The sequence below is a fragment of the Tsukamurella sp. PLM1 genome (genome assembly GCF_023168325.1).
Taxonomy (GTDB): Bacteria; Actinomycetota; Actinomycetes; order Mycobacteriales; family Mycobacteriaceae; genus Tsukamurella.
In genome coordinates this window covers 2,987,235-3,006,719 of record NZ_AP025688.1, presented here as the reverse complement: position 1 = coordinate 3,006,719, position 19,485 = coordinate 2,987,235, and the positions used below count along the sequence as shown (strand labels likewise).

At 69.0% G+C, this 19,485-nt stretch carries 16 protein-coding genes, 3 tRNA genes and 3 pseudogenes; 19 read left to right on the top strand and 3 right to left on the bottom strand.

The annotated features are described in order from the left end of the window. Positions 1-103 precede the first annotated feature (103 nt). Positions 104-1,132: a LacI family DNA-binding transcriptional regulator gene (locus tag MTP03_RS15445; RefSeq protein ID WP_248489004.1), complete on the top strand. Its 1,029-nt coding sequence runs from the start codon at positions 104-106 to the stop codon at positions 1,130-1,132. On the opposite strand, the gene MTP03_RS15440 is transcribed toward MTP03_RS15445, so the two are convergent. Beyond that, a complete protein-coding gene (locus MTP03_RS15440; protein WP_371820775.1) occupies positions 1,129-1,824 on the bottom strand; it encodes a GntR family transcriptional regulator in 696 nt (231 codons plus the stop codon). The two genes, MTP03_RS15445 and MTP03_RS15440, sit on opposite strands and share 4 nt — an antisense overlap. A 324-nt stretch (positions 1,825-2,148) precedes the next feature. Between MTP03_RS15440 and iolC the strand changes: the two genes are divergently transcribed. From iolC to MTP03_RS23875, 14 genes and pseudogenes are all read left to right on the top strand, one after another. Then, positions 2,149-3,126, top strand: coding sequence for a 5-dehydro-2-deoxygluconokinase (gene iolC, locus MTP03_RS15435; protein ID WP_248489003.1), 978 nt, complete (start codon positions 2,149-2,151; stop codon positions 3,124-3,126). Further along, positions 3,119-4,033: a deoxyribose-phosphate aldolase gene (locus MTP03_RS15430; protein ID WP_248489002.1), complete on the top strand. Its 915-nt coding sequence runs from the start codon at positions 3,119-3,121 to the stop codon at positions 4,031-4,033. Before iolC ends, MTP03_RS15430 begins: the two co-directional genes overlap by 8 nt. 35 nt (positions 4,034-4,068) lie before the next feature. After that, positions 4,069-5,577 (top strand): CoA-acylating methylmalonate-semialdehyde dehydrogenase, encoded by a 1,509-nt coding sequence (locus tag MTP03_RS15425; protein WP_248489001.1) that lies wholly within the window; start codon positions 4,069-4,071, stop codon positions 5,575-5,577. Positions 5,578-5,635: 58 nt separating this feature from the next. Beyond that, complete coding sequence (iolB, locus tag MTP03_RS15420) at positions 5,636-6,577, top strand: 5-deoxy-glucuronate isomerase (RefSeq protein WP_248489000.1); 942 nt, start codon at positions 5,636-5,638, stop codon at positions 6,575-6,577. Next, positions 6,574-8,521 (top strand): annotated as a pseudogene (gene iolD, locus MTP03_RS15415) (3D-(3,5/4)-trihydroxycyclohexane-1,2-dione acylhydrolase (decyclizing)). The gene iolB and the pseudogene iolD overlap by 4 nt, the downstream one beginning before the upstream one ends. 60 nt (positions 8,522-8,581) lie before the next feature. Beyond that, positions 8,582-9,526, top strand: a complete 945-nt coding sequence (locus MTP03_RS15410) for a sugar phosphate isomerase/epimerase (protein ID WP_248488999.1) — start codon at positions 8,582-8,584, stop codon at positions 9,524-9,526. 55 nt (positions 9,527-9,581) lie between these two features. Beyond that, positions 9,582-10,604 carry a Gfo/Idh/MocA family protein gene (locus tag MTP03_RS15405; RefSeq protein WP_248488998.1) on the top strand — a complete coding sequence of 341 codons (1,023 nt, stop codon included), beginning with the start codon at positions 9,582-9,584 and terminating at the stop codon, positions 10,602-10,604. Positions 10,605-10,612: 8 nt separating this feature from the next. Beyond that, the gene (locus MTP03_RS15400; protein ID WP_248488997.1) at positions 10,613-11,488 is read left to right on the top strand and encodes a sugar phosphate isomerase/epimerase; all 876 of its coding nucleotides are present in this window, start codon (positions 10,613-10,615) and stop codon (positions 11,486-11,488) included. 132 nt (positions 11,489-11,620) lie between these two features. Then, positions 11,621-13,050 (top strand): annotated as a pseudogene (gltX, locus tag MTP03_RS15395) (glutamate--tRNA ligase). 92 nt (positions 13,051-13,142) lie between these two features. Beyond that, positions 13,143-13,214, top strand: a tRNA-Gln gene (locus tag MTP03_RS15390). A 37-nt stretch (positions 13,215-13,251) separates the two neighbouring features. Then, positions 13,252-13,324 (top strand) — tRNA-Glu (locus tag MTP03_RS15385). 68 nt (positions 13,325-13,392) lie between these two features. Next, a tRNA-Glu gene (locus MTP03_RS15380) sits at positions 13,393-13,468 on the top strand. 301 nt (positions 13,469-13,769) lie between these two features. Further along, positions 13,770-13,991, top strand: a complete 222-nt coding sequence (locus tag MTP03_RS15375) for a hypothetical protein (RefSeq protein ID WP_248488996.1) — start codon at positions 13,770-13,772, stop codon at positions 13,989-13,991. A gap of 254 nt (positions 13,992-14,245) precedes the next feature. After that, positions 14,246-14,362: pseudogene (locus tag MTP03_RS23875) on the top strand (IS630 family transposase); the annotation flags it as partial. 63 nt (positions 14,363-14,425) lie between these two features. Here the strand turns inward: MTP03_RS23875 and MTP03_RS15370 are convergent. Then, positions 14,426-14,977: an SMI1/KNR4 family protein gene (locus tag MTP03_RS15370; protein WP_248488995.1), complete on the bottom strand. Its 552-nt coding sequence runs from the start codon at positions 14,975-14,977 to the stop codon at positions 14,426-14,428. 1,044 nt (positions 14,978-16,021) lie between these two features. Here MTP03_RS15370 and MTP03_RS23870 point away from each other — a divergent pair. Both MTP03_RS23870 and MTP03_RS15365 read left to right on the top strand, forming a co-directional pair. Next, positions 16,022-16,699: an MspA family porin gene (locus MTP03_RS23870; RefSeq protein ID WP_371820774.1), complete on the top strand. Its 678-nt coding sequence runs from the start codon at positions 16,022-16,024 to the stop codon at positions 16,697-16,699. Continuing rightward, positions 16,642-17,079, top strand: coding sequence for an MspA family porin (locus MTP03_RS15365; RefSeq protein ID WP_371820980.1), 438 nt, complete (start codon positions 16,642-16,644; stop codon positions 17,077-17,079). The genes MTP03_RS23870 and MTP03_RS15365 overlap by 58 nt, the downstream gene beginning before the upstream one ends. A 129-nt stretch (positions 17,080-17,208) precedes the next feature. On the opposite strand, the gene MTP03_RS15360 is transcribed toward MTP03_RS15365, so the two are convergent. Next, the gene (locus MTP03_RS15360) at positions 17,209-18,255 is read right to left on the bottom strand and encodes a substrate-binding domain-containing protein (RefSeq protein ID WP_248488993.1); all 1,047 of its coding nucleotides are present in this window, start codon (positions 18,253-18,255) and stop codon (positions 17,209-17,211) included. A 142-nt stretch (positions 18,256-18,397) separates the two neighbouring features. On the opposite strand from MTP03_RS15360, the gene MTP03_RS15355 reads away from it, so the two are divergent. Both MTP03_RS15355 and MTP03_RS15350 read left to right on the top strand, forming a co-directional pair. Beyond that, complete coding sequence (locus tag MTP03_RS15355) at positions 18,398-18,748, top strand: MarR family transcriptional regulator (protein WP_248492229.1); 351 nt, start codon at positions 18,398-18,400, stop codon at positions 18,746-18,748. A 105-nt stretch (positions 18,749-18,853) separates the two neighbouring features. Continuing rightward, complete coding sequence (locus MTP03_RS15350) at positions 18,854-19,465, top strand: AmiS/UreI family transporter (protein ID WP_248488992.1); 612 nt, start codon at positions 18,854-18,856, stop codon at positions 19,463-19,465. Positions 19,466-19,485: the final 20 nt, after the last annotated feature.

Sequence of the window (19,485 nt, the reverse complement as noted above, 5' to 3'; positions counted from 1 at the left end):
TTCGGTGTCTTCGGTGTCGCGCCCCGGAATCATCGTGGCAAGCTGTCGGGGTCCCCGATACCCCGCAAATCCCTCAAGAATCCCTCAGCGCGGAGGTCCTGCGATGGCGCACTCGCATCCGGTCCGTGAGATCGCGCGGCAGGCGGGCGTCAGCGAGGCCACCGTCGACCGGGTGCTGCACGGTCGCGCCGGGGTGCGCGAGGGGACGGCGGCGCAGGTCCGCCAGGCCATCGCGGATCTCGACAGGCAGCGCTCGCAGCTGCGGCTGTCGGGGCGGCGATTCATGCTCGATCTCGTCATGGAGACCCCGCGGCGGTTCTCGGACCTCACCCGCGCCGCTCTCGAGGCCGAGCTCCCGGCCCTGCGCCCCGCCGTGTTCCGCGCCCGGTACCACGTGCGGGAGGTGTGGGAGCCCGGGGAACTGATCGCGGAACTCGACGGTATCGCGCACCGCGGCAGTCACGGCGTCGTGCTCAAGGCGCCCGACACCCCCGGCGTCGCGGCGGCGATCGGACGCCTCACCGCGCGCCGCATCCCCGTGGTCACGGTGGTCACCGACGTCCCGCAGAGCACGCGGATCGCATACGTGGGCATGGACAATCACGCTGCGGGAGCGACGGCGGCGCACCTCGTCACCCAGTGGACGGGGGAGTCCACCGGAACTCTGATGGTGGTCACCAGCGGCCGGCTGTTCCGGGGCGAGGAGGAGCGGGAAACGGGCTTCCGCGCCGAGATCGCGCGGGTGGACCCGGCGCGGCGCGTCGTCGGCATCGACGACACGGGCGGACTCGACGCGGTGTGCCGCACGGAGACGGCCGCGGTGCTCGCCCGCGAGCCCGACATCGCCGCGGTCTACTCGCCCGGCGGAGGCAACCGGGGGATCCTCGCGGCCTTCGACGACGCCGGGAGGGCCTGCCGCGCCTTCATCGCCCACGACCTCGCCGAATCGAACCGCGAACTGCTACTGGCGGGCAGGATCTCCGCCGTCCTGCACCACGACCTGCGTGCGGATCTGCGCGGCGCGGCGCACGCCGTCATGGCGTTCCACGGCGCGATCGACGGACCGCACCGGCCGCGGCCCACCGCGATCCAGATCGTCGTGCCGACCAATCTGGCCGCGGTGGACGGCTAGCGGCTGAACACCGAGACGTCGAAGAAATAGCGCGACGCGCGGTACACGTGGCGCCCCAGCTCGATCGCGGTCCCGGACTCGTTGAAGGCGACGCGCTGCATCGTCAGCACGGCGCCGCCGGCCGGTTCGTCGAGCAGGCGCGACTCGTCGTCGTCGGAGATGCGGGCGCCGATTCGCTGCTGCGCCTGGGCGATCGTGAGGCCGCGCCCTCGGAGGCACTGGTACAGGCCCTTGCTCTGCAGCTCGTCGGGGGCCGGGGCGAGCTCGGCGGGGATGTAGTTGGTCAGGATCGCCAGCGGCACGTCGTCGGCGCTGCGGAGGCGACGGATCGAGACCACCTGCGCGTCGTGCTCGATGCCCAGCTCGTCGGCGATCTCCTCGTCGGGCCGGCCGAGACGGTAGTCGAGCAGCTCCGTCGAGGGGGTCTGACCGGCGGCGATCAGATCCTCGTAGAGGCTGGTGAGTTCCACCGCGCGGTGCACCTCGTTGCGCACCACCTGCGTGCCGACGCCGCGCTTGCGCACCAGCAGGCCCTTGTCCACGAGGGCCTGGATCGCCTGTCTGGCGGTCGGGCGGGACAGGGTGAGCCGCTTGGCGAGGTCGATCTCGTTCTCGATCCGGTCACCCGGCACCAGCTCGCCGTTCAGGATGGAACGCTCGAGGGCCTGGGCCAGCTGGTAGTACAGCGGCACGGGGCTGGTGCGGTCCAGTTCGACCGAGACGGGGCAGGTGACATGCGATGCATTCTAGTGCACCGGCGGCGCTGTCGCGGTCGATGATCGGTGTTTGTTCGTACAATCATCCCTTGCCGCTCGGCCGCGGTTATGTCCGCACATATGAATCGTATGTCGCCTCGCTGCTGGTGCGCGCTCCGAGCGTCTGATGCTCTCGACGGATGAGTCATCGCAGGTAGAAGCCTATTGAAGAATGTCGCCTCCTTCTGTTAGATTGACAGGACAAACGAGCGGGAGTGATCCACGTCTCGTCCGGGACCAGGGCTAAGGAGGGCCTCCCACATGACTGACGCCGGTACCCACGGTGCGCCGTTCGACCTGATCACCATCGGGCGGGTGGGGGTCGACATCTACCCCCTGCAGGACGGAGTCGGGCTCGATCAGGTCGAGACCTTCGGCAAGTATCTCGGGGGCAGTGCGACCAACGTCGCGGTGGCCGCCTCGCGCCACGGCCGACGGTCCGCGGTCATCACCGCGACCGGCGCGGATCCGTTCGGGCGGTTCGTCCATCGGGAACTGGTGCGCCTGGGCGTCGACGACCGGTACGTCGGCGAGGTCCGCGGCCTGAATACGCCCGTCACGTTCTGCGAGATCTTCCCGCCGGACGACTTCCCCCTGTACTTCTACCGCGACCCGATCGCGCCGGACCTCAAGCTCGACGACGATGCGCTCGACCTCGAGGCGATCCGCGCCGCGAAGATCTTCTGGGCCACCGTCACCGGCCTGTCCCGCGAGCCGAGTCGCTCCGCCCACCACACCGCGTGGACCGCCCGCGGCCGCGCCCCGCTGACGGTGCTCGACCTCGACTACCGGCCGATGTTCTGGGAGTCCCCCGAGGTCGCGAGCCAGGAGGTCGGCAAGGCGCTCGAGCACGTCACCGTCGCCATCGGCAACCGGGAGGAGTGCGAGGTCGCGGTCGGCGAGGCCGAGCCCGATCGCGCCGCGGACGCCCTGCTGGAACGCGGCGTCGAACTCGCCGTGGTCAAGCAGGGCCCCAAGGGAGTCCTGGCGAAGACCCGCGATGAGCGCGTCGAGGTCGCGCCGCACTTCGTCGACGTGATCAACGGGCTCGGCGCCGGCGACGGCTTCGGCGGCGCCGTCTGCCACGGCCTGCTCGCCGGGTGGCCGCTCGAACGGGTGCTCCGCTTCGCCAACGTCGCGGGCGCCATCGTCGCCTCGCGGCGCGAATGCTCCACCGCCATGCCCACCACCGCCGAGGTGGAGACCGTCATCGAGGAACGGGACACCGATCATGTCTGATATCGCCCGCCCGACGACCGGGCCGCTCACCGCCGACGACTTCGCGCGCCTGCGCTCCGCGCGACACGAGAACCCCGACGCCATCGCCGACGTCCTCGGCGCCCGGATCCGCCGCCCGCTGGTCCGCGGCGACCGCCGGCTGCTCATCGTGGCCGCGGACCACCCCGCCCGCGGCGCGCTCGGCGTCGGCTCCGACGCCATGGCCATGGCGGACCGGTACGAGCTGCTGCAGCGGATGGCCCTCGCGCTCTCCCGCCCCGGGGTCGACGGCGTGCTCGGCACTCCCGACGTCATCGAAGATCTGGCCCTGCTGGGCCTGCTCGACGACAAGATCGTGGTCGGCTCCATGAACCGCGGCGGCCTCCGCGGAGCGGCGTTCGAGATGGACGACCGGTACACTGCCTACGACGTCCCGTCGATGCGGCGCGACGGTCTCGACTTCGGCAAGCTGCTCGTGCGCGTCGACCTCGACGACCCCGGCACCGTCGCCACCCTCGAGGCGACCGCCCGCGCGGTCGACGCCGCGGCGGCCGCCAAGCTGCCGATCATGCTGGAGCCCTTCATGAGCCGGCGCACCGACGGCAAGATCGGCAACGACCTGTCCACCGAGGCCGTCATCAACTCGGTCGCCATCGCCTCGGGCCTCGGCAACACGTCCGCGTACAGCTGGCTCAAGCTTCCGGTGGTCGACGACATGGAGCGCGTGATGGCCGCGACCACGATGCCCACGCTGCTCCTCGGCGGCGACCCCGGCGGCGATCCCGCCGCCGTCTACGCCTCGTGGGCCAAGGCCCTCGCTCTGCCCGGCGTCCACGGGCTCGTCGTCGGCCGGACGCTGCTCTACCCGCGCGACGGTGACGTGACCGCCGCCGTCGACACCGCCGCCGCCCTCGTGCACGGCGCCTGAACCCGAACCACCACTCCCGCAGAAGGACACGCTCCATGACCACCACCGAGACCCTGACCGTCGTCCCGCACTGGATCGACGGCAGCGAGTACCCGTCCACCAGCGGCCGCACCGCCGACGTCTACGACCCGGCCCTCGGCGTCGTCACCAAGCGCGTCGCCCTCGCCGACCGCGCCGAGATCGATGCCGCCGTGGCCTCCGCGAAGAAGGCCTCCGCGAACTGGGGCGAGCTGTCCCTCGCCAAGCGCCAGGCGGTGCTGTTCTCCTTCCGCGAGCTCCTCAACGCCCGCAAGGGCGAGCTCGCCGAGATCATCACCAGCGAGCACGGCAAGGTGCTCTCCGACGCGCTGGGCGAGATCAGCCGCGGCCAGGAGGTCGTCGAGTTCGCCTGCGGCATGGCAGATCACCTCAAGGGTGAGTACAGCGAGCAGGTCTCCACCGGCATCGACGTCTACTCGACCCGCCAGCCCCTCGGTGTGGTCGCCGTGATCAGCCCGTTCAACTTCCCGGCCATGGTGCCCGCGTGGTTCTTCCCGATCGCCATCGCCGCCGGCAACGCCGTCGTGCTCAAGCCCAGCGAGAAGGACCCGTCCGCCGCGATCTGGATCGCCGAGCTGTGGCGTGAGGCAGGGCTGCCCGACGGCGTGTTCACCGTCCTCAACGGCGACAAGGAGGCGGTCGACGGGCTGCTGACGCATCCCGACGTCGCCGCCGTCTCGTTCGTCGGCTCGACCCCGATCGCCCGCTACGTGTACGAGACCGCCACCGCGCACGGCAAGCGCGTGCAGGCCCTCGGCGGCGCGAAGAACCACATGCTGGTGCTGCCCGACGCCGACCTCGACCTCACCGCCGACGCCGCGATCAACGCCGGCTTCGGTTCGGCGGGCGAGCGGTGCATGGCGATCTCGGTCGTCGTCGCCGTCGAGCCCGTGGCCGACGCCCTCATCGAGGCGATCACCTCCCGCATGGCCGGACTGCGCATCGGCGACGGCCGGCGCGGCTGCGACATGGGACCGCTGGTCACGCAGGCGCACCGCGACAAGGTGGCGTCCTACATCGACGTCGCCGTCGAGGACGGCGCCGACGTGATCGTCGACGGGCGCGACGTGAACCCCGACGGTGACGCGGCCGGCTTCTGGCTCGGCCCGACGCTCATCGACCGGGTGCCCACCAGCTCGCGCGTGTACACGGAGGAGATCTTCGGTCCCGTCCTCGCGATCGTCCGCGTCGCCTCGTACGAGGAGGGCGTGGAGCTCATCAACGCCGGCGCGTTCGGCAACGGCACCGCGATCTTCACCAACGACGGCGGCGCTGCGCGGCGGTTCGGCAAGGACATCCGCGTGGGCATGGTGGGCATCAACGTACCCATCCCGGTCCCCGTGGCCACCTTCAGCTTCGGTGGCTGGAAGGACTCGATGTTCGGGGACACCAAGGCGCACGGCGCCGAGGGCGTGAAGTTCTTCACCCAGCTCAAGGCGATCACCAGCCGCTGGCTGGACCCCAGCCACGGCGGGATCAACCTGGGATTCCCGCAGAACGACTGACGCGAACGGCGTGCGGCAGCACCATCGTCCGCGAGGACACCGACACGAGAGGACGACGATGACGACGCCCAACGAGTGGTTCCACCGCCGCAGCGCCCTGGCGCGCGACGGGTGGGAGTCCGTGGTCGACGGTTCCCTGCCCGGCTGGGCGCACACCGGGATCCGGGTCGCGGATCTCGGCGACGCGCCGATGACGCTGCCGGGCGGCGACATCGAGCGCATCGTCGTGCCTCTGTCGGGGAGCGTCGTCGTGGAGCTCGACGGTGCCGCCGCGGCGGGCTTCGACGGGGGCACCGTCGTCGCCCTGCCCGGCAGAGCGTCGGTCTTCGACGGCCCCACCGACGTCCTGTACGTGGGTGCCGGCGGCGGGTTCACCGTCCGTGGGCCCGCGCGGGTGGCGATCGCGGAGGCGCCCACCTCCGAGCGCCGGCCCACACGGCACGTCGCCGCCGCGGAGGTCCCCGTCGAGGTGCGCGGCGCCGGCCGGGACACCCGGCAGGTGCACAACTTCGGCACCCCCGGGGCGCTCGACGCGGCCGCCCTCATCGTGTGCGAGGTGATCACCCCGGGCGGGAACTGGAGCAGCCACCCGGCCCACAAGCACGACGAGCACGTCGCGGGCCACGAGTCCCGGCTCGAGGAGATCTACTACTTCGAGGCGGCGCCCGCCCGCGGCCTGCCCGCCGGCACCGTGCCCGAGACCGCCGACGCCTTCGGGAGTTTCGTCACCTACTCGTCGGCGGCGGGGGAGATCGACACCAACGCCCTCGTGCGCACCGGCGACATCGCGCTCGTGCCCTACGGATACCACGGCCCCGCGATGGCGGCCCCCGAGTACGACCTCTACTACCTCAACGTCATGGCCGGCCCCGACCCCGAGCGGGTGTGGTTGATCAGCGACGACCCGCGCCAGGCTTGGCTGCGGGACACCTGGCCCGCGCAGGGCCCCGACCCGCGGCTGCCCTACACGGCCGCACCGACCGAAGGAGACGAGCGATGAGTACCCGGCGGATGACCGTGGGCCGCCCTCATCGAGTTCCTGGCGCACCAGTGGACCGTGGACGAGACGGTGCACGCCGACGGCACCGTGAGCACCGTGCGCGAGCGCACCGTGCCCGCGACCTTCGGCATCTTCGGCCACGGGAACGTCGCCGGGGTCGGGCAGGCGCTGCTGCAGTACGCGGCCACCGACGCCGGGCTGATGCCCTACCACCAGGCCCGCAACGAGCAGGCGATGGTGCACCAGGCCGTCGGTTACGCCCGCATGCACCGCCGGCGGGGCACCTACGCGTGCACCGCCTCCGTGGGCCCGGGCGCCGCCAACATGCTGACCGGCGCCGCGCTCGCGACCGCGAACCGGCTACCCGCGCTGCTCCTGGTGTCCGACACCTTCGCCACCCGCGTCGCCGACCCGGTGCTGCAGCAGCTCGAGCACCCGCACGACATCGGGCTGCAGGTGTCCGACGCGTTCCGCCCGCTGTCGAAGTTCTTCGACCGGGTGCAGCGGCCCGAGCAGCTGTTCTCCATCGCGCTCGCCGCGATGCGCGTTCTCACCGACCCGGCCGAGACCGGCGCGGTCACCATCGCGCTGCCCGAGGACGTGCAGGCCGAGGCCGTGGACGTCCCCGAGGAGTTCCTCGCCGACCGCGAGTGGCACCTCCGCCGGCCCCTGCCCGAGCGCGGCCCGCTCGCCCGCGCGGCCGCGGCGATCCGGGAGGCGAAGCGCCCCTTCATCGTCGCGGGCGGCGGCGTACTCTACGCCGGTGCCGAGGACGAGCTGCGCCGGTTCGCCGAGGCCACGTCGATCCCCGTGGGGACCACACAGGCCGGCGGCGGCGCGCTGCCCTGGGACCACCCGCTCAACCTCGGCGGCGTGGGGGCCACCGGCACCGCGGCGGCGAACGCGATCGCGGCGCGGGCGGACGTGGTGATCGGGATCGGCACGCGGTACAGCGATTTCACCACCGCCAGCCGGACCGCCTTCCAGGACGCGGGCGTGCGCTTCGTGAACCTCAACGTCGCCTCCTTCGACGCGTACAAGCACGGCTCCCAGCTGCCGCTCATCGCCGACGCCCGTGAGGGCCTCGCTGCGCTGCGCGCCGAGCTTGCCGGCCACCGCGCTCCCGCGGAGTCCGTCGCGACGGCCGCGACGGCCAAGGCGGACTGGGACGCGGTCGTCGACGCGGCGTTGGCACCCACCGGCGCCGACCTGCCCGGCCAGCCCGAGGTGATCGGCGCGGTGCACGCGGCGATGGACCCCGCGGACGTCGTCATCCAGGCCGCCGGCTCCCTGCCCGGTGACCTGCAGAAGCTGTGGCGCGTGCGGGATCCGCTGGGCTACCACGTCGAATACGCGTTCTCCTGCATGGGATACGAGATCGCGGGCGGCCTCGGCGCCAAGCGCGGGCTGCTCGCCCTCGGTGACGACCGCGACGTGGTCGTCATGGTCGGCGACGGCTCGTACCTCATGCTGAACAGCGAGCTGGTGACCGCCGTCGCCGAGGGCATCAAGCTCATCGTCGTCATCGTCGAGAACCAGGGGTACGCGTCGATCGGACACCTCTCGGAGACCGTCGGCTCGCAGCGTTTCGGCACGCGGTACCGCACTGCCGACGAGTCCGCCGGCGTCCCCGCGCCGGACCTCGAACGCGGCGAGTTCCTGCCCGTCGACCTGGCGGCGAACGCGCGCAGCTACGGCGCGCGGGTCATCGACATCGCGCCCGGCCCCGAGTCGGTCGCGGAACTCACCGAGGCCGTCCGGGCCGCCAAGGCGGCGGCGGGTCCGACCGTGATCCACATCCACAACGACCCGTTCGTGTACGCCCCCGAGGGTGACGGCTGGTGGGACGTGCCCGTCGCCGCGGTGTCCACGATCGACAGCACCGTCACCGCGCGTGCCGAGTACCTCGACCAGCAGAAGGCGCAGCGGCCCCTGCTCGGCTGAACTGCGCCCAGACCCCGGCGCGCCCACCACTTCACACGACCCGACGCAAGGACCACCATCATGACCGACACCCTGGGCACGACCGCCCACGCCGCCGCCCACACCGAGGGCCTGCGCATCGGCACCGCCCCCGACTCATGGGGCGTCTGGTTCCCCGACCACCCGCGGCAGACGCCGTGGGAGCGCTTCCTCGACGAGGTCGCCGAAGCCGGTTACCACTACATCGAACTCGGGCCCTACGGCTACCTGCCGACCGATCCCGAGCAGCTCAAGGACGAGCTCGACAAGCGCGACCTCGAACTGTCGGGCGGCACGATCTTCACCGGCTTCCACAAGGGCGCGGACCAGTGGGACCGCGCCTGGAAGCAGGTGAGCGACGTCGCGACGCTCGTGGGTGCGCTCGGCGCCGAGCACATCGTCGTGATCCCCGACCTGTGGCGCTCCGACCTGACCGGTGAGGCCCTCGAGTCCCGCACGCTGGACGACGAGCAGTGGAAGGCCCTCGCCGCCGGCCACGACCGTCTCGGCAAGGCGCTCGCCGAGGAGTACGGGATCAAGCAGCAGTTCCACTCCCACGCGGACAGCCACGTGGGCACCACGGGCGAGGTGGAGCGTCTGCTGGCCGAGACGGACCCGCGCTACCTGAACCTGTGCCTGGACACCGGCCACTTCGCCTACTACGGAGGCGACAACGTCGCTCTCATGCAGCGCCACCCGGAGCGGATCGGCTACCTGCACCTCAAGCAGATCGATCCGGCGCTGATCTGGGAGGTGCTCAAGAACGACACCCCGTTCGCCGACGCCGCGTCGGCGATCATGGTGGAACCGCCGAACGGGATCCCGGACTTCGCCCCCGTCATCGAGGCGGCGCTGCAGATCAACCCCGACCTGTTCGCGATCGTCGAGCAGGACATGCCCGGCTGCGACATCGACCTCCCCGCGGGCATCGCCACCCGCACCCGACAGCACATCTTCGGCTGCCACCCGCTCACCCGCACCCACTGATCCCGATCCCGGCCGCCGAGCCGGAACCGAAAGACCTGCAAGGAGACCCAGCACCATGACGAACGACCTCCGCGTCGCCGTGGTCGGCGCCGGCCTGATGGGCGCCGACCACGTGCAGCGCATCGCCACCACCATCGCGGGGGCGAGCGTCTCCGCCGTCGTCGAGCCCGACGATGCCCGGCGCGCCGCCGCCCTCGACCTCGCGCCCGGCGCAGCCGGTTTCACCGATCTCGACGGTGCGCTCGCGTCGGGCGTCGTCGACGCCGTGCTCGTCGCCACGCCCGGACAGTTCCACGAGGAGGCACTGCTGAAGATCCTCGCCGCGGGTCTTCCCGTGCTGTGCGAGAAGCCGCTCACCCAGGACCCCGAATCCTCCTGGCGCGTGGTCGAAGCGGAGATGGCCGGCGGACGGCAGCTGATCCAGGTCGGCTTCATGCGGCGCTTCGACCGCGAGTACGAGGAGCTGCGGAAGGTGGTGGCCGCCAAGCCGGCCGGCGAGCTGATGATGCTGCACGCCCGCCACCGCAACGCGTCGGTGCCCGACAGCTACGTGCAGACCATGCTCATCAACGACTCCGTGGTGCACGAGTTCGACGTGGTGCCGTGGCTGGCCGGTGGCGTCGTGACCTCGGTCGAGGTGAAGTACCCGCGCCGCAACAGCCGCAGCCCCGAGCACCTGCGCGAGCCGATCCTGGTGCTCATGGAACTGGACAACGGCGTGCTCGTCGACGTCGAGATGAACGTGTCGATCGAATTCGGGTACCAGGTCGAGACCGAGGCCGTCTTCGAGCGCGGCGTCGCCCGGATCGGCGAGCCCGCCGGCCTGCAGATGTGGCAGCAGGGCCGGTTCTCGGTCGCCGACCACGCGGACTTCACCACCCGGTTCCGCGAGGCCTACGACCGCCAGGTGCAGGCCTGGGTCGACGCCGCGAAGGCGGGCACCATCGCCGGGCCGTCGGCCTTCGACGGCTACAAGGTGGCCGTGTGCTGCGCGGCCGGGGTGAAGGCCCTGGAGACGACGGGACCCGTGCCGGTCGAGCTCCCCGAGATGCCGGCGTTCTACGCCGAGCGCGCCTAGGAGGCACCGTGGTCCGCATCGCTCTCGACCCCACGCCGTACCACTCGACGCACGACTTCGAGGACTTCTTCGACGTGGCCGCCAAGGCCGGCTACGAGTGGATCCAGCTGACGCCGCACGCCGACTTCATCCCGTTCTTCGCGCACCCGCGCGTGGACCGGGCGCAGCTCGCCCGGGTGCGCAAGCGCGCCTCCGATGCTGGCGTGGGGATCACCTCGCTCCTTCCCGTACAACGCATCTCGTGGCCCGACGAGCCGCAGCGGGAGACGGCCGTGCGGAACTTCCGGCGCATCATCGCGATCGCCGCCGAGCTCGAGGTCCCCGTGATCAACACCGAGTTCAGCGGCCGGCCCGAGCGCGCCGAGGAGTCCGAGGCCGGCTTCTACCGGAGCATGGAGGAGCTCGTCCCGCTCCTCGAGCGGGAGGGCGTCACGCTCAACATCGACCCGCACCCCGACGATTTCGTCGAGGACGGCCTCGAGGCGTGGCGGATCATCCGCGGGCTGGACTCGTCCGCCGTCGGCTTCGTCTACGTGGGCAGCCACACCTTCCACTACGGCGACCGCGCGACCTCCCTGATCCCGCAGCTGGGGGAGCGGCTCGGCGCCGTGTACGCCGCGGACACCTTCGACCACCATCGCTCGCACGGCCTGCGGTACATCACCAATCCGCCGGGGAACGCGGTCCGCGTGCACCAGCACCTCACCATCGGCGACGGCGATGTGGACTGGGACGAGCTGTTCGCCCAGCTCGGTGCCTCCGGCTTCCTCGCCCGCGAGGACGCGATCATCTGCTCCAACGTCTTCGCCGAGGACGAGCGTGCCGATGAGGTGTCCGCGCTCCAGCTGGAGAAGATCCGGACGCTGGTCGCGGCGCACTCGTGAACGGGTGCGCCGCGCGCGGCGACTACCCTGGACGCCGTGACTGAGTCTTCCGCCGTACCGTCTGCCGCCGCCGCGCCCGGGGCCGTCCGGGTGCGCTTCTGCCCGTCGCCCACCGGCACGCCGCACGTCGGCATGGTGCGCACCGCGCTGTTCAACTTCGCCCACGCGCGACACACGGGCGGCACCTTCGTGTTCCGCATCGAGGACACCGACGCCGCTCGTGACAGCGAGGAGAGCTACGCCGCGATCCTCGAGTCGCTGCGCTGGCTCGGTCTCGACTGGGACGAGGGGCCCGAGGTCGGCGGCCCGTACGGCCCCTACCGGCAGTCCGAGCGCAAGGACCTGCACCGGACGTCGTGCGGCGCCTCGTCGAGGGCGGCTACGCCTACGAGGCCTTCTCGACCCCGGAGGAGGTGGAGGCGCGGCACGTGGCCGCCGGCCGGAACCCGAAGCTGGGCTACGACAACTTCGACCGCGATCTCACCGACGAGCAGCGCGCGGCGTACGTGGCTGAGGGCCGCAGCCCCGTCGTGCGCCTGCGGATGCCCGATCACGACTTCACCTGGAACGACATGGTGCGCGGCGAGACCACCTTCGCCGCGGGCAGCGTCCCCGACTTCGCCCTCACCCGGGCCAACGGGGACCCGCTATACACCCTCGTGAACCCCGTCGATGACGCGACGATGAAGATCACGCACGTGCTGCGCGGCGAGGACCTGCTCAGCTCCACGCCGCGGCAGCTCGCGCTGTACGAGGCGCTGCAGGCGATCGGCGTCGCCGAGTGGACCCCCGAGTTCGGGCACCTGCCGTTCGTGATGGGAGAGGGCAACAAGAAGCTCTCCAAGCGCGACCCCGAGTCGAACCTCTTCCACCACCGCGACCGCGGTTTCCTCCCCGAGGGGCTGCTCAACTACCTCGCGCTGCTCGGCTGGGGCATCTCCGCCGACAACGACGTGTTCAGCCTGGACGAGATGATCGCCGCGTTCGACGTGCACCGGGTGAACTCCAACCCCGCCCGGTTCGACCAGAAGAAGGCCGACGCGATCAACGCCGAGCACATCCGCCTGCTGACGGCTGAGGACTTCGAGGCCCGCCTGCGGGCCTTCCTCGTCGAGCGGGGCTACGTCGACGGTGCGCGGCTCGGGCCGGAGTTCCCGGCCGCGGCCGAGTTGGTGCAGACCCGCATCGTCGTGCTCTCGGACGCGTGGGACCTGCTGAAGTTCCTGTACGTCGACGAGGCCGAGTTCGCGGTGGACGACGCTGCCGCGGCGAAGAATATCAAGGCGGACGCGGGCCAGGTGCTCGACGAGAGCATCGCCGCGCTCGAGGGGCTCACGGACTGGACCACCGAGGCCATCGAGGGTGCGCTGAAGGGCCGGCTCATCGACGAGCTGGAGCTCAAGCCCCGCAAGGCGTACGCCCCGATCCGCGTGGGCGTCACCGGCTCGCACATCAGCCCGCCCCTGTTCGAGTCGCTGGAGCTGCTCGGTCGCGAGCGCACCCTGGGTCGCCTCACGTCCGCCCGCGCGCTCGTGCCGTCCGACGGTGCTTCGCCGCAGTAGGGGATGACCAGGCGATTTGGCGTTCCGAGTGCCGCTGGGTAAGCTAGATCGCGGCTCAAAACGAGGTCGGAGACGGTCTCGGAGCGAGTCATTGGCCTATGGTGTAATTGGCAACACAGCTGATTCTGGTTCAGCCATTCTAGGTTCGAGTCCTGGTAGGCCAGCGTGACAGCGCCCTCCGTCCGCGGAGGGCGCAGTCCTAGCCCCGTCGTCTAGCGGCCTAGGACGCCGCCCTCTCACGGCGGTAGCGTGGGTTCGAATCCCATCGGGGGTACGTTTCGGTGCAGGTGTGCTACCTTCATCGGACGGCTGCGGCGCTTCGGCGCGGTGGCGAAAGTTCTAGCCCCCGTCGTCTAGCGGCCTAGGACGCCGCCCTCTCACGGCGGTAGCGTGGGTTCGAATCCCATCGGGGGTACCAGAGTAGCGTTATTAGAACCACCGTCCGAAAAGAACGAGGTAAGGCTTACCTCGTCGGATAGCCGGTTCACGGAAGCCCTCGCATTGCGGGGGCTTTTCGCGTTCCCGGGGGTTTGGGCCGTTGTCTGGGGCGTGCCACCCTTCCCGTCCGTACGCGCCCACAGGGCACGGTGGAAGTCGGCGAAGGGGTCGGTAAGGGCAGACGCCCGGACGCCGTCCTGGTCGACGTACAGGGCCGTGTAGAAGGTGCCGTCCATATAGCGGCGGACTGAGTCGTTGGCCTTGGCGTATAGCTCGTCGGGATGACGGAGTTGCTCGAGTGCCTTCGTGAGGATGTTTCGCCCGATCTTCAGCTCGGCGGTGATGTCTTCCAGGTTGGTCGACGCGCGTTCACGCTCCACTTGGATGGCGCGGAGGCGATCGCGGATCTTGGCTTGCGGGATGGTGCCGTCGGCCGCGAGATCGATCAGGCGCTCTTCTTTCTCGTTGAGTTCCTTGAGGCGCTTCTCGATCTGGGCATGTGAGGTGCGGGTGGCCGTCGTCTCGGATTCGAGCGCCTTGCTCAGGGCGGTATCGACGTCGTCGATGAAGGCGTCGGACAGCCTGGTCGTGCGGTAGGGCGATTCACCCACCCGCGGAGTTGGAGACCGCGTACTACGCTGCGAGGACACCCCACGATCAGGTGACGGTGACTGTTTGAGTCAGTCTCCGGACTACCCGGGGCGGGTTCATGCCGGACCAGCCAGGTATCACACTTACAGGCGATTCAAACACCAAGATCCGGGCGTTCACCGACGGCCGGAACCCGCGAGCCCACCCGTTCGTTTGGACAAAAACCGCCGAGCAGATCCTGGAGAAGGCCAACCGTCCAACTATTTCAAACCCGCGCCACTAGACCGTGCGAGTCCGCGCTCTACGGTGCGGGTCGACTCCATATGTTGTGTGGCTCACGCTGGGCCTACAAATTCTTTACCGTGTCAATTATTTGAACAATCAGATCTGATACGGAACCAACTGGCTCGAGAGTGCCTTGCTCGAAGGCGTAAACTCGTCCTGAAATATCTCGCCCTGGCGCCTCGGAAACAATAAAGTGAAAATCTCCCGTTACCGGTGACGCTGTGACCGGAATGCAGTCGTCTATCTCGAGCTGTTCGGTGAGCATGTTTTGTGCTTCGTCGAACATTACCTCGAGTGATTCTCGCGCCAAGCCCCATGTCGTTTCAGGATAGGTAGATGGATACCCAGGAATGCCGGGCCTGATTCCGACGCCCTTGGTTCCGAGGATATCCAAGCCTGCGCCCGCATCAGGCCACCCGTTGGTAAAGGCAAGCAATTCTCGTAGCTCGAAGGGGTAGTGTCTGTTTAGGACCTTCTCAGCGGCCTGTAGCTCCGATTCCGAAGCCCCTCGCGAAGGCGCGACGCCGCAAATCACTGATCCGTCCGCATCCGAGACTATATGAAGTGGAAATGTGTCTGGCAGGCGTTCCGACAGTCGATGCCGCTCATCCACGAGGACTCCAACCAGGACGTCCAGTGAGACATTCATCAAACATTCACTCCTTCTTGAGGCAGACGAGATACTTTCTGGTTTCATGGGTTATGCTGGGATCTTGCCCGCACACCTTCTTGTTGATCTCGTCGGAGTGAATCTCACCCAGGCGATACCCAGGGCCCGACGCGTTCCGGCTGCGCTGACCGCACACATAAGAGTACGCATCGTGTGGTCCGATTGCAATACAAAGGTTGTCTCGCCAGTTGTAGTCGAGGCAAAGAGTGAACGACCTACCGTCAGGAAAACCTCGGTAGTACCGGCGGTCCACGTCGGCGACACAGCCTTCGGGACGGGTAGTAACCTGAACAATTCGGTATGCTGACTCATTGTCTACGCAGTCTGATTGCACGAACGCCTCAGTTCGCGGCTCGCCAACAACTGTCCCGCACTGGCCGACTTCTGGACTGCCATTAATAGTAGGGCTCGGAACGAGCTGATTCGGGATATTGTACGGTGCTCCGAGAGTAAGAACCGAGGTTGGCGACGCGGAGGCCGAGACAGGCCCTTCTTTCGCCTGGCGGTCGTTGTTGCATCCGCTAAGGGGCAACGCTATGCAGATACCAACCACCCCGACCGTATGAACGTTTCGTCTGCGCCTCGTCATAGTCCGTACTCTCCACAGGTACCAGATCCGTCGCGTACCAATGGTACGCAGGCGCTGCCGGCCCACTTGCCAAAAACGAACCTCGTCGCCCGGTATCCAACAGGATATTGTGTGTTCCGTCTCGCCATGAATGCGAGCTTTTCGATCGAGAACTTAGCACGGCTGCCAACCGGTTGGGAGCTGTTCCCGTACTCGTTTACCTGTCGTGATGGCGTGATCAGCGGCCGCCGGTAGCTGCTCGCGGTGTCCGCTTGTTCCGATATTCGCTGGTCAGCGCTTCGGGCGGGTCTTCAGCGCATCGGGTGATGGTAACGACTTGGTAACGAATCGTCTGGCGACTTGCGATCCGCTGCAGTGAATCGTTGTGAGTCATGAGACGTATGTTGCAAATGTGACGAATGAGGTCGGCCGTCACAGACCAAAGGAGCCTCCGTATGACCCAGCGCACGCCTCGATCCCCGCTTCGCCGCGGGTTTCTCGAGCAGAAGACCCGCGACAGGTCTACTCGCCGCCGTCTGCGGCGCGCTGGCGTCGGGGTCGTCGCCTCGGGTGTCGTGCTAGCGGGTGGTGTCGTCACTGCGGCACCGCTTCCTGCACCGGATGTTCCGAAGCAGTTCGGCCAGACTCGGACCGGTCTATTTGCGGATACGACCCGTGCGGTCACGACGCCGGATGGGTGGATTATCCGCGCCTACATCTACGGGATGGACCTACGGTCGGTGATCCCGCTGGGGCGTGGGCTCAACAGCTATGAGAGCTTCGTGAGCGTGTCCGGCAAGGCGACGATCGATCCGGTCGATCCGAAGAAGCCGCCGAAGACGAATGTGAAGGCCGCGACGATCACTGTCGGCATGACGCTGGCGTGCCCGGTCACGCCCCAGTCCTTGCAGCTCAGCGGTACTGCAAGCAATGCGGTGAATGGGTCGGTAACGCCTGGTTTGTCTGGAACGGTCGGGGGAGCGGCACCGGCGGCTCGAGTGGAGGCAGCGGCACCGTCAATGCTTCGGTCACGCCCAGCATTTCAGCCACACTCGGCGATACCGTCACCACGAGCGGTACGATCAGCGGCACGCTAGCTCCTGGCACGGCGAAGGACTTCCCAATCGCCAAGAAGAGCCTCGAAGGAATCAGCGGCTACGTCACCACTCGCGAGACTCGTGCCGCGGTCGACGGCTGCATGGGCGGTGTCCAGGTTCGTATGTATGCCACCGCCAGCATCTCCACCCAGCTCGGTGACTCGGCGACGACCACCTACGGCACGCCGATCTTCATCGAGCGTGACAACCCGGGGCCGGCCCGCAAGCCTCCTACGGTGAGCGTCAAGGAGGACCCGAATCCGGCGCCGATCCCTGGCCAGGCGGCCGCCAAGCCGGAGTCGACGCCAGTGGCGTCGGCGCCCAAACCGGTGCCTGCAGCGAAACCTGCCGGTTCGACTGCGGCTCCCGCGGGTCGATAGCTCCGAGCGATTGGAATGTTTGACCCCGCCACGATCACGAGGCGGCGGGGTCAAGCCCGGATCACACGATCCGGGCTTTCGTCGTCGTCGAACCGTCATCGCGGGCCATCGGGTCGGGAGGGTGACGTCTCAGAGTTGGTCGATCACGTCGAAGTCGCAGCCGTCCGCGCGGGCGAGGTACATGCGCTGGCGGGTGTGCCCGTCGCGCAGTGCCATGTCGCCGCGGGCGCCCTCGTAGCGCACGTCGCCGACGCCGGCCATGATGTCGCGCACGTCGGTGCTGCGCACGGTGGACAGCAGCGACTCCAGGAGCAGCATGCCCTCGAAGCACGACTCGCCCATCGACGTCGGCGTGATCGCGTCGGGCCCGAAGCGGTCGAAGTAGTGCGCGCCGAACGCCATCGACTCGGACGTGACCACCGAGTCGAAGTAGCCCGCCGAGGCGTACAGGTCGCCCGTGGCGTCGGCACCGGACGCCATGAGCATGTGCTCGTCCATCAGCGGCGAGTAGCGGGGGAGGAGCCCGTCGAGCCCGGCCGCGGCGAAGGCGCGGTTGAACTGCACGGCGTCCTGCCCCAGCAGGAGCATCAGGACACCGTCGGCGTCCGAGCGGGCGATGTCCGCGATCACCCCGGAGAAGTCCTCCGTTCCCAGCGGGACGAACCGGGTTCCGGCCACGTCCCGACCCAGCCGGCGCGCGAACCGCACGCACGCCGTGGCGCTGCCGCGCGCCCAGAGGTAGTCACTCCCCACGATCCACCAGCGGCGCACGCCGCGCTCGCGCCACAGCCAGTCGAGTGCGGGGCGGATCTGCGCCTCGGGCGTCTCGCCGGTGAGGAAGACACCGGCGGTCGATTCGCCGCCCTCGTACAGCGCCGTGTAGACGTACGGGACCCGCAGGTCGAGGCGGGCGGACAGAGCGCGGCGCACGTCGGAGGTGTGCCAGCCGACGACGGCATCGATCTTGCCGGCCGCGATGAGCGACTCCACCTCGCTCGTCACGTTCCCCACGCCGGTGGCCGAATCGATCGGCCGCACTGTGAGTTCCCGGCCGAGGATGCCGCCGCGCTCGTTGATGTCGTCGGCGGCGAGGGTGGTGCAGCTCAGGCATGACGGACCGAACAGTCCCGCGGGGCCGCGCTGTGGGTACAGCAGCCCAACGGTGTACTCGCTCATTTTCAAGTCCGCTCGTCGTTCGCGTCCAGCACCACGGACCGGGTACACCACGAACCCTACGCCGACCGGCTTCGCCCGACGATCGATTCGCGATACAGTGAGCGCGGATCACGATGACGGACCACAGGATCGAGGCGTGGGCATGGACGGGCAGGTGGACGCCGTAGCGGCGGGTCTCGCCGGGTTCGAAGCCGTGTGCGCCGCAGACGATCTGGTGCTGGGCGTGCTGGTTCCCGCCCTCGCCGAGCACGAGCTCACCGTCGAACACTTCCGGGCCCTGCGGCTCCTGGCGGCCGTGGACGGCGCCACCGTCGGCGAGCTCGCCGCCCGCACCGGCACCACGCCGTCGTCCACCACCCGCCTCGTGGACCGCCTCGTCGAGCGGAACCTGGCGTACCGTCGGCCCGCCCCGGGCGACCGTCGCAGCGTCCTGTTGACGATGTCGGACACGGGTCGCGACGTGTGGGAATCCCTCGTCGCGCGCCTCGCATAGCGCCTGCCACCTGCGTTTTCACCGATTCCGCTGACGCGCCCCAGCGGGCGCGCGAATACTACCGATCAGAGATAGTGCCGAATCGGTAATAAATCGGGAGTCGCGATGACCACGCTGGGCCTGCTGTTCGTCGGAGCCGTTCTGTTCGTCAACGGGGCGTGGTTCCTCGGGGCGATCTCCGCCCGCGAGGCGGGGGTGTTCAACCTGTTCGTCGGGGCGATGCAGGTGGTGCTCCCGACGCTCGCGGTGGTGGCCGCCGACGGTGACCTCGCCGGGGTCTTCGGGGCGGGCGCCAGCTACCTGTTCGGATTCACCTACCTCTACGTGGGCATCAACAACCTCATGGGCAACGACGGGCGCGGCCTCGGCTGGTACTCGCTGTTCGTCGCCGCGATGGCGCTGGTCTTCGGCTCGTTCTCGTTCGCCGACGATCCGGTGTTCGGCGTCATCTGGTTCGTGTGGGCCGTGATGTGGCTCCTGTTCTTCCTCATCCTGGCCTGCGGGACGACCTCGCTCATGGCGTTCACCGGGTGGCTCATCCTGATCGGCTCGCACCTCACCTGCACCATCCCGGCCCTGCTGGGCTGGCGGGGTGCGTGGCCCACCAGCACCACCGCCGCGCTCTGGGCGACGGTCATCGCGGTCGCGCTGGTGATCGTCAGCGCGGGCGCCGCCAAGGTGCTGCCGCGCCTGCCCATGCCCGAACCCGCCGCGTAGCCCCTGCGCGGCCCATCCGT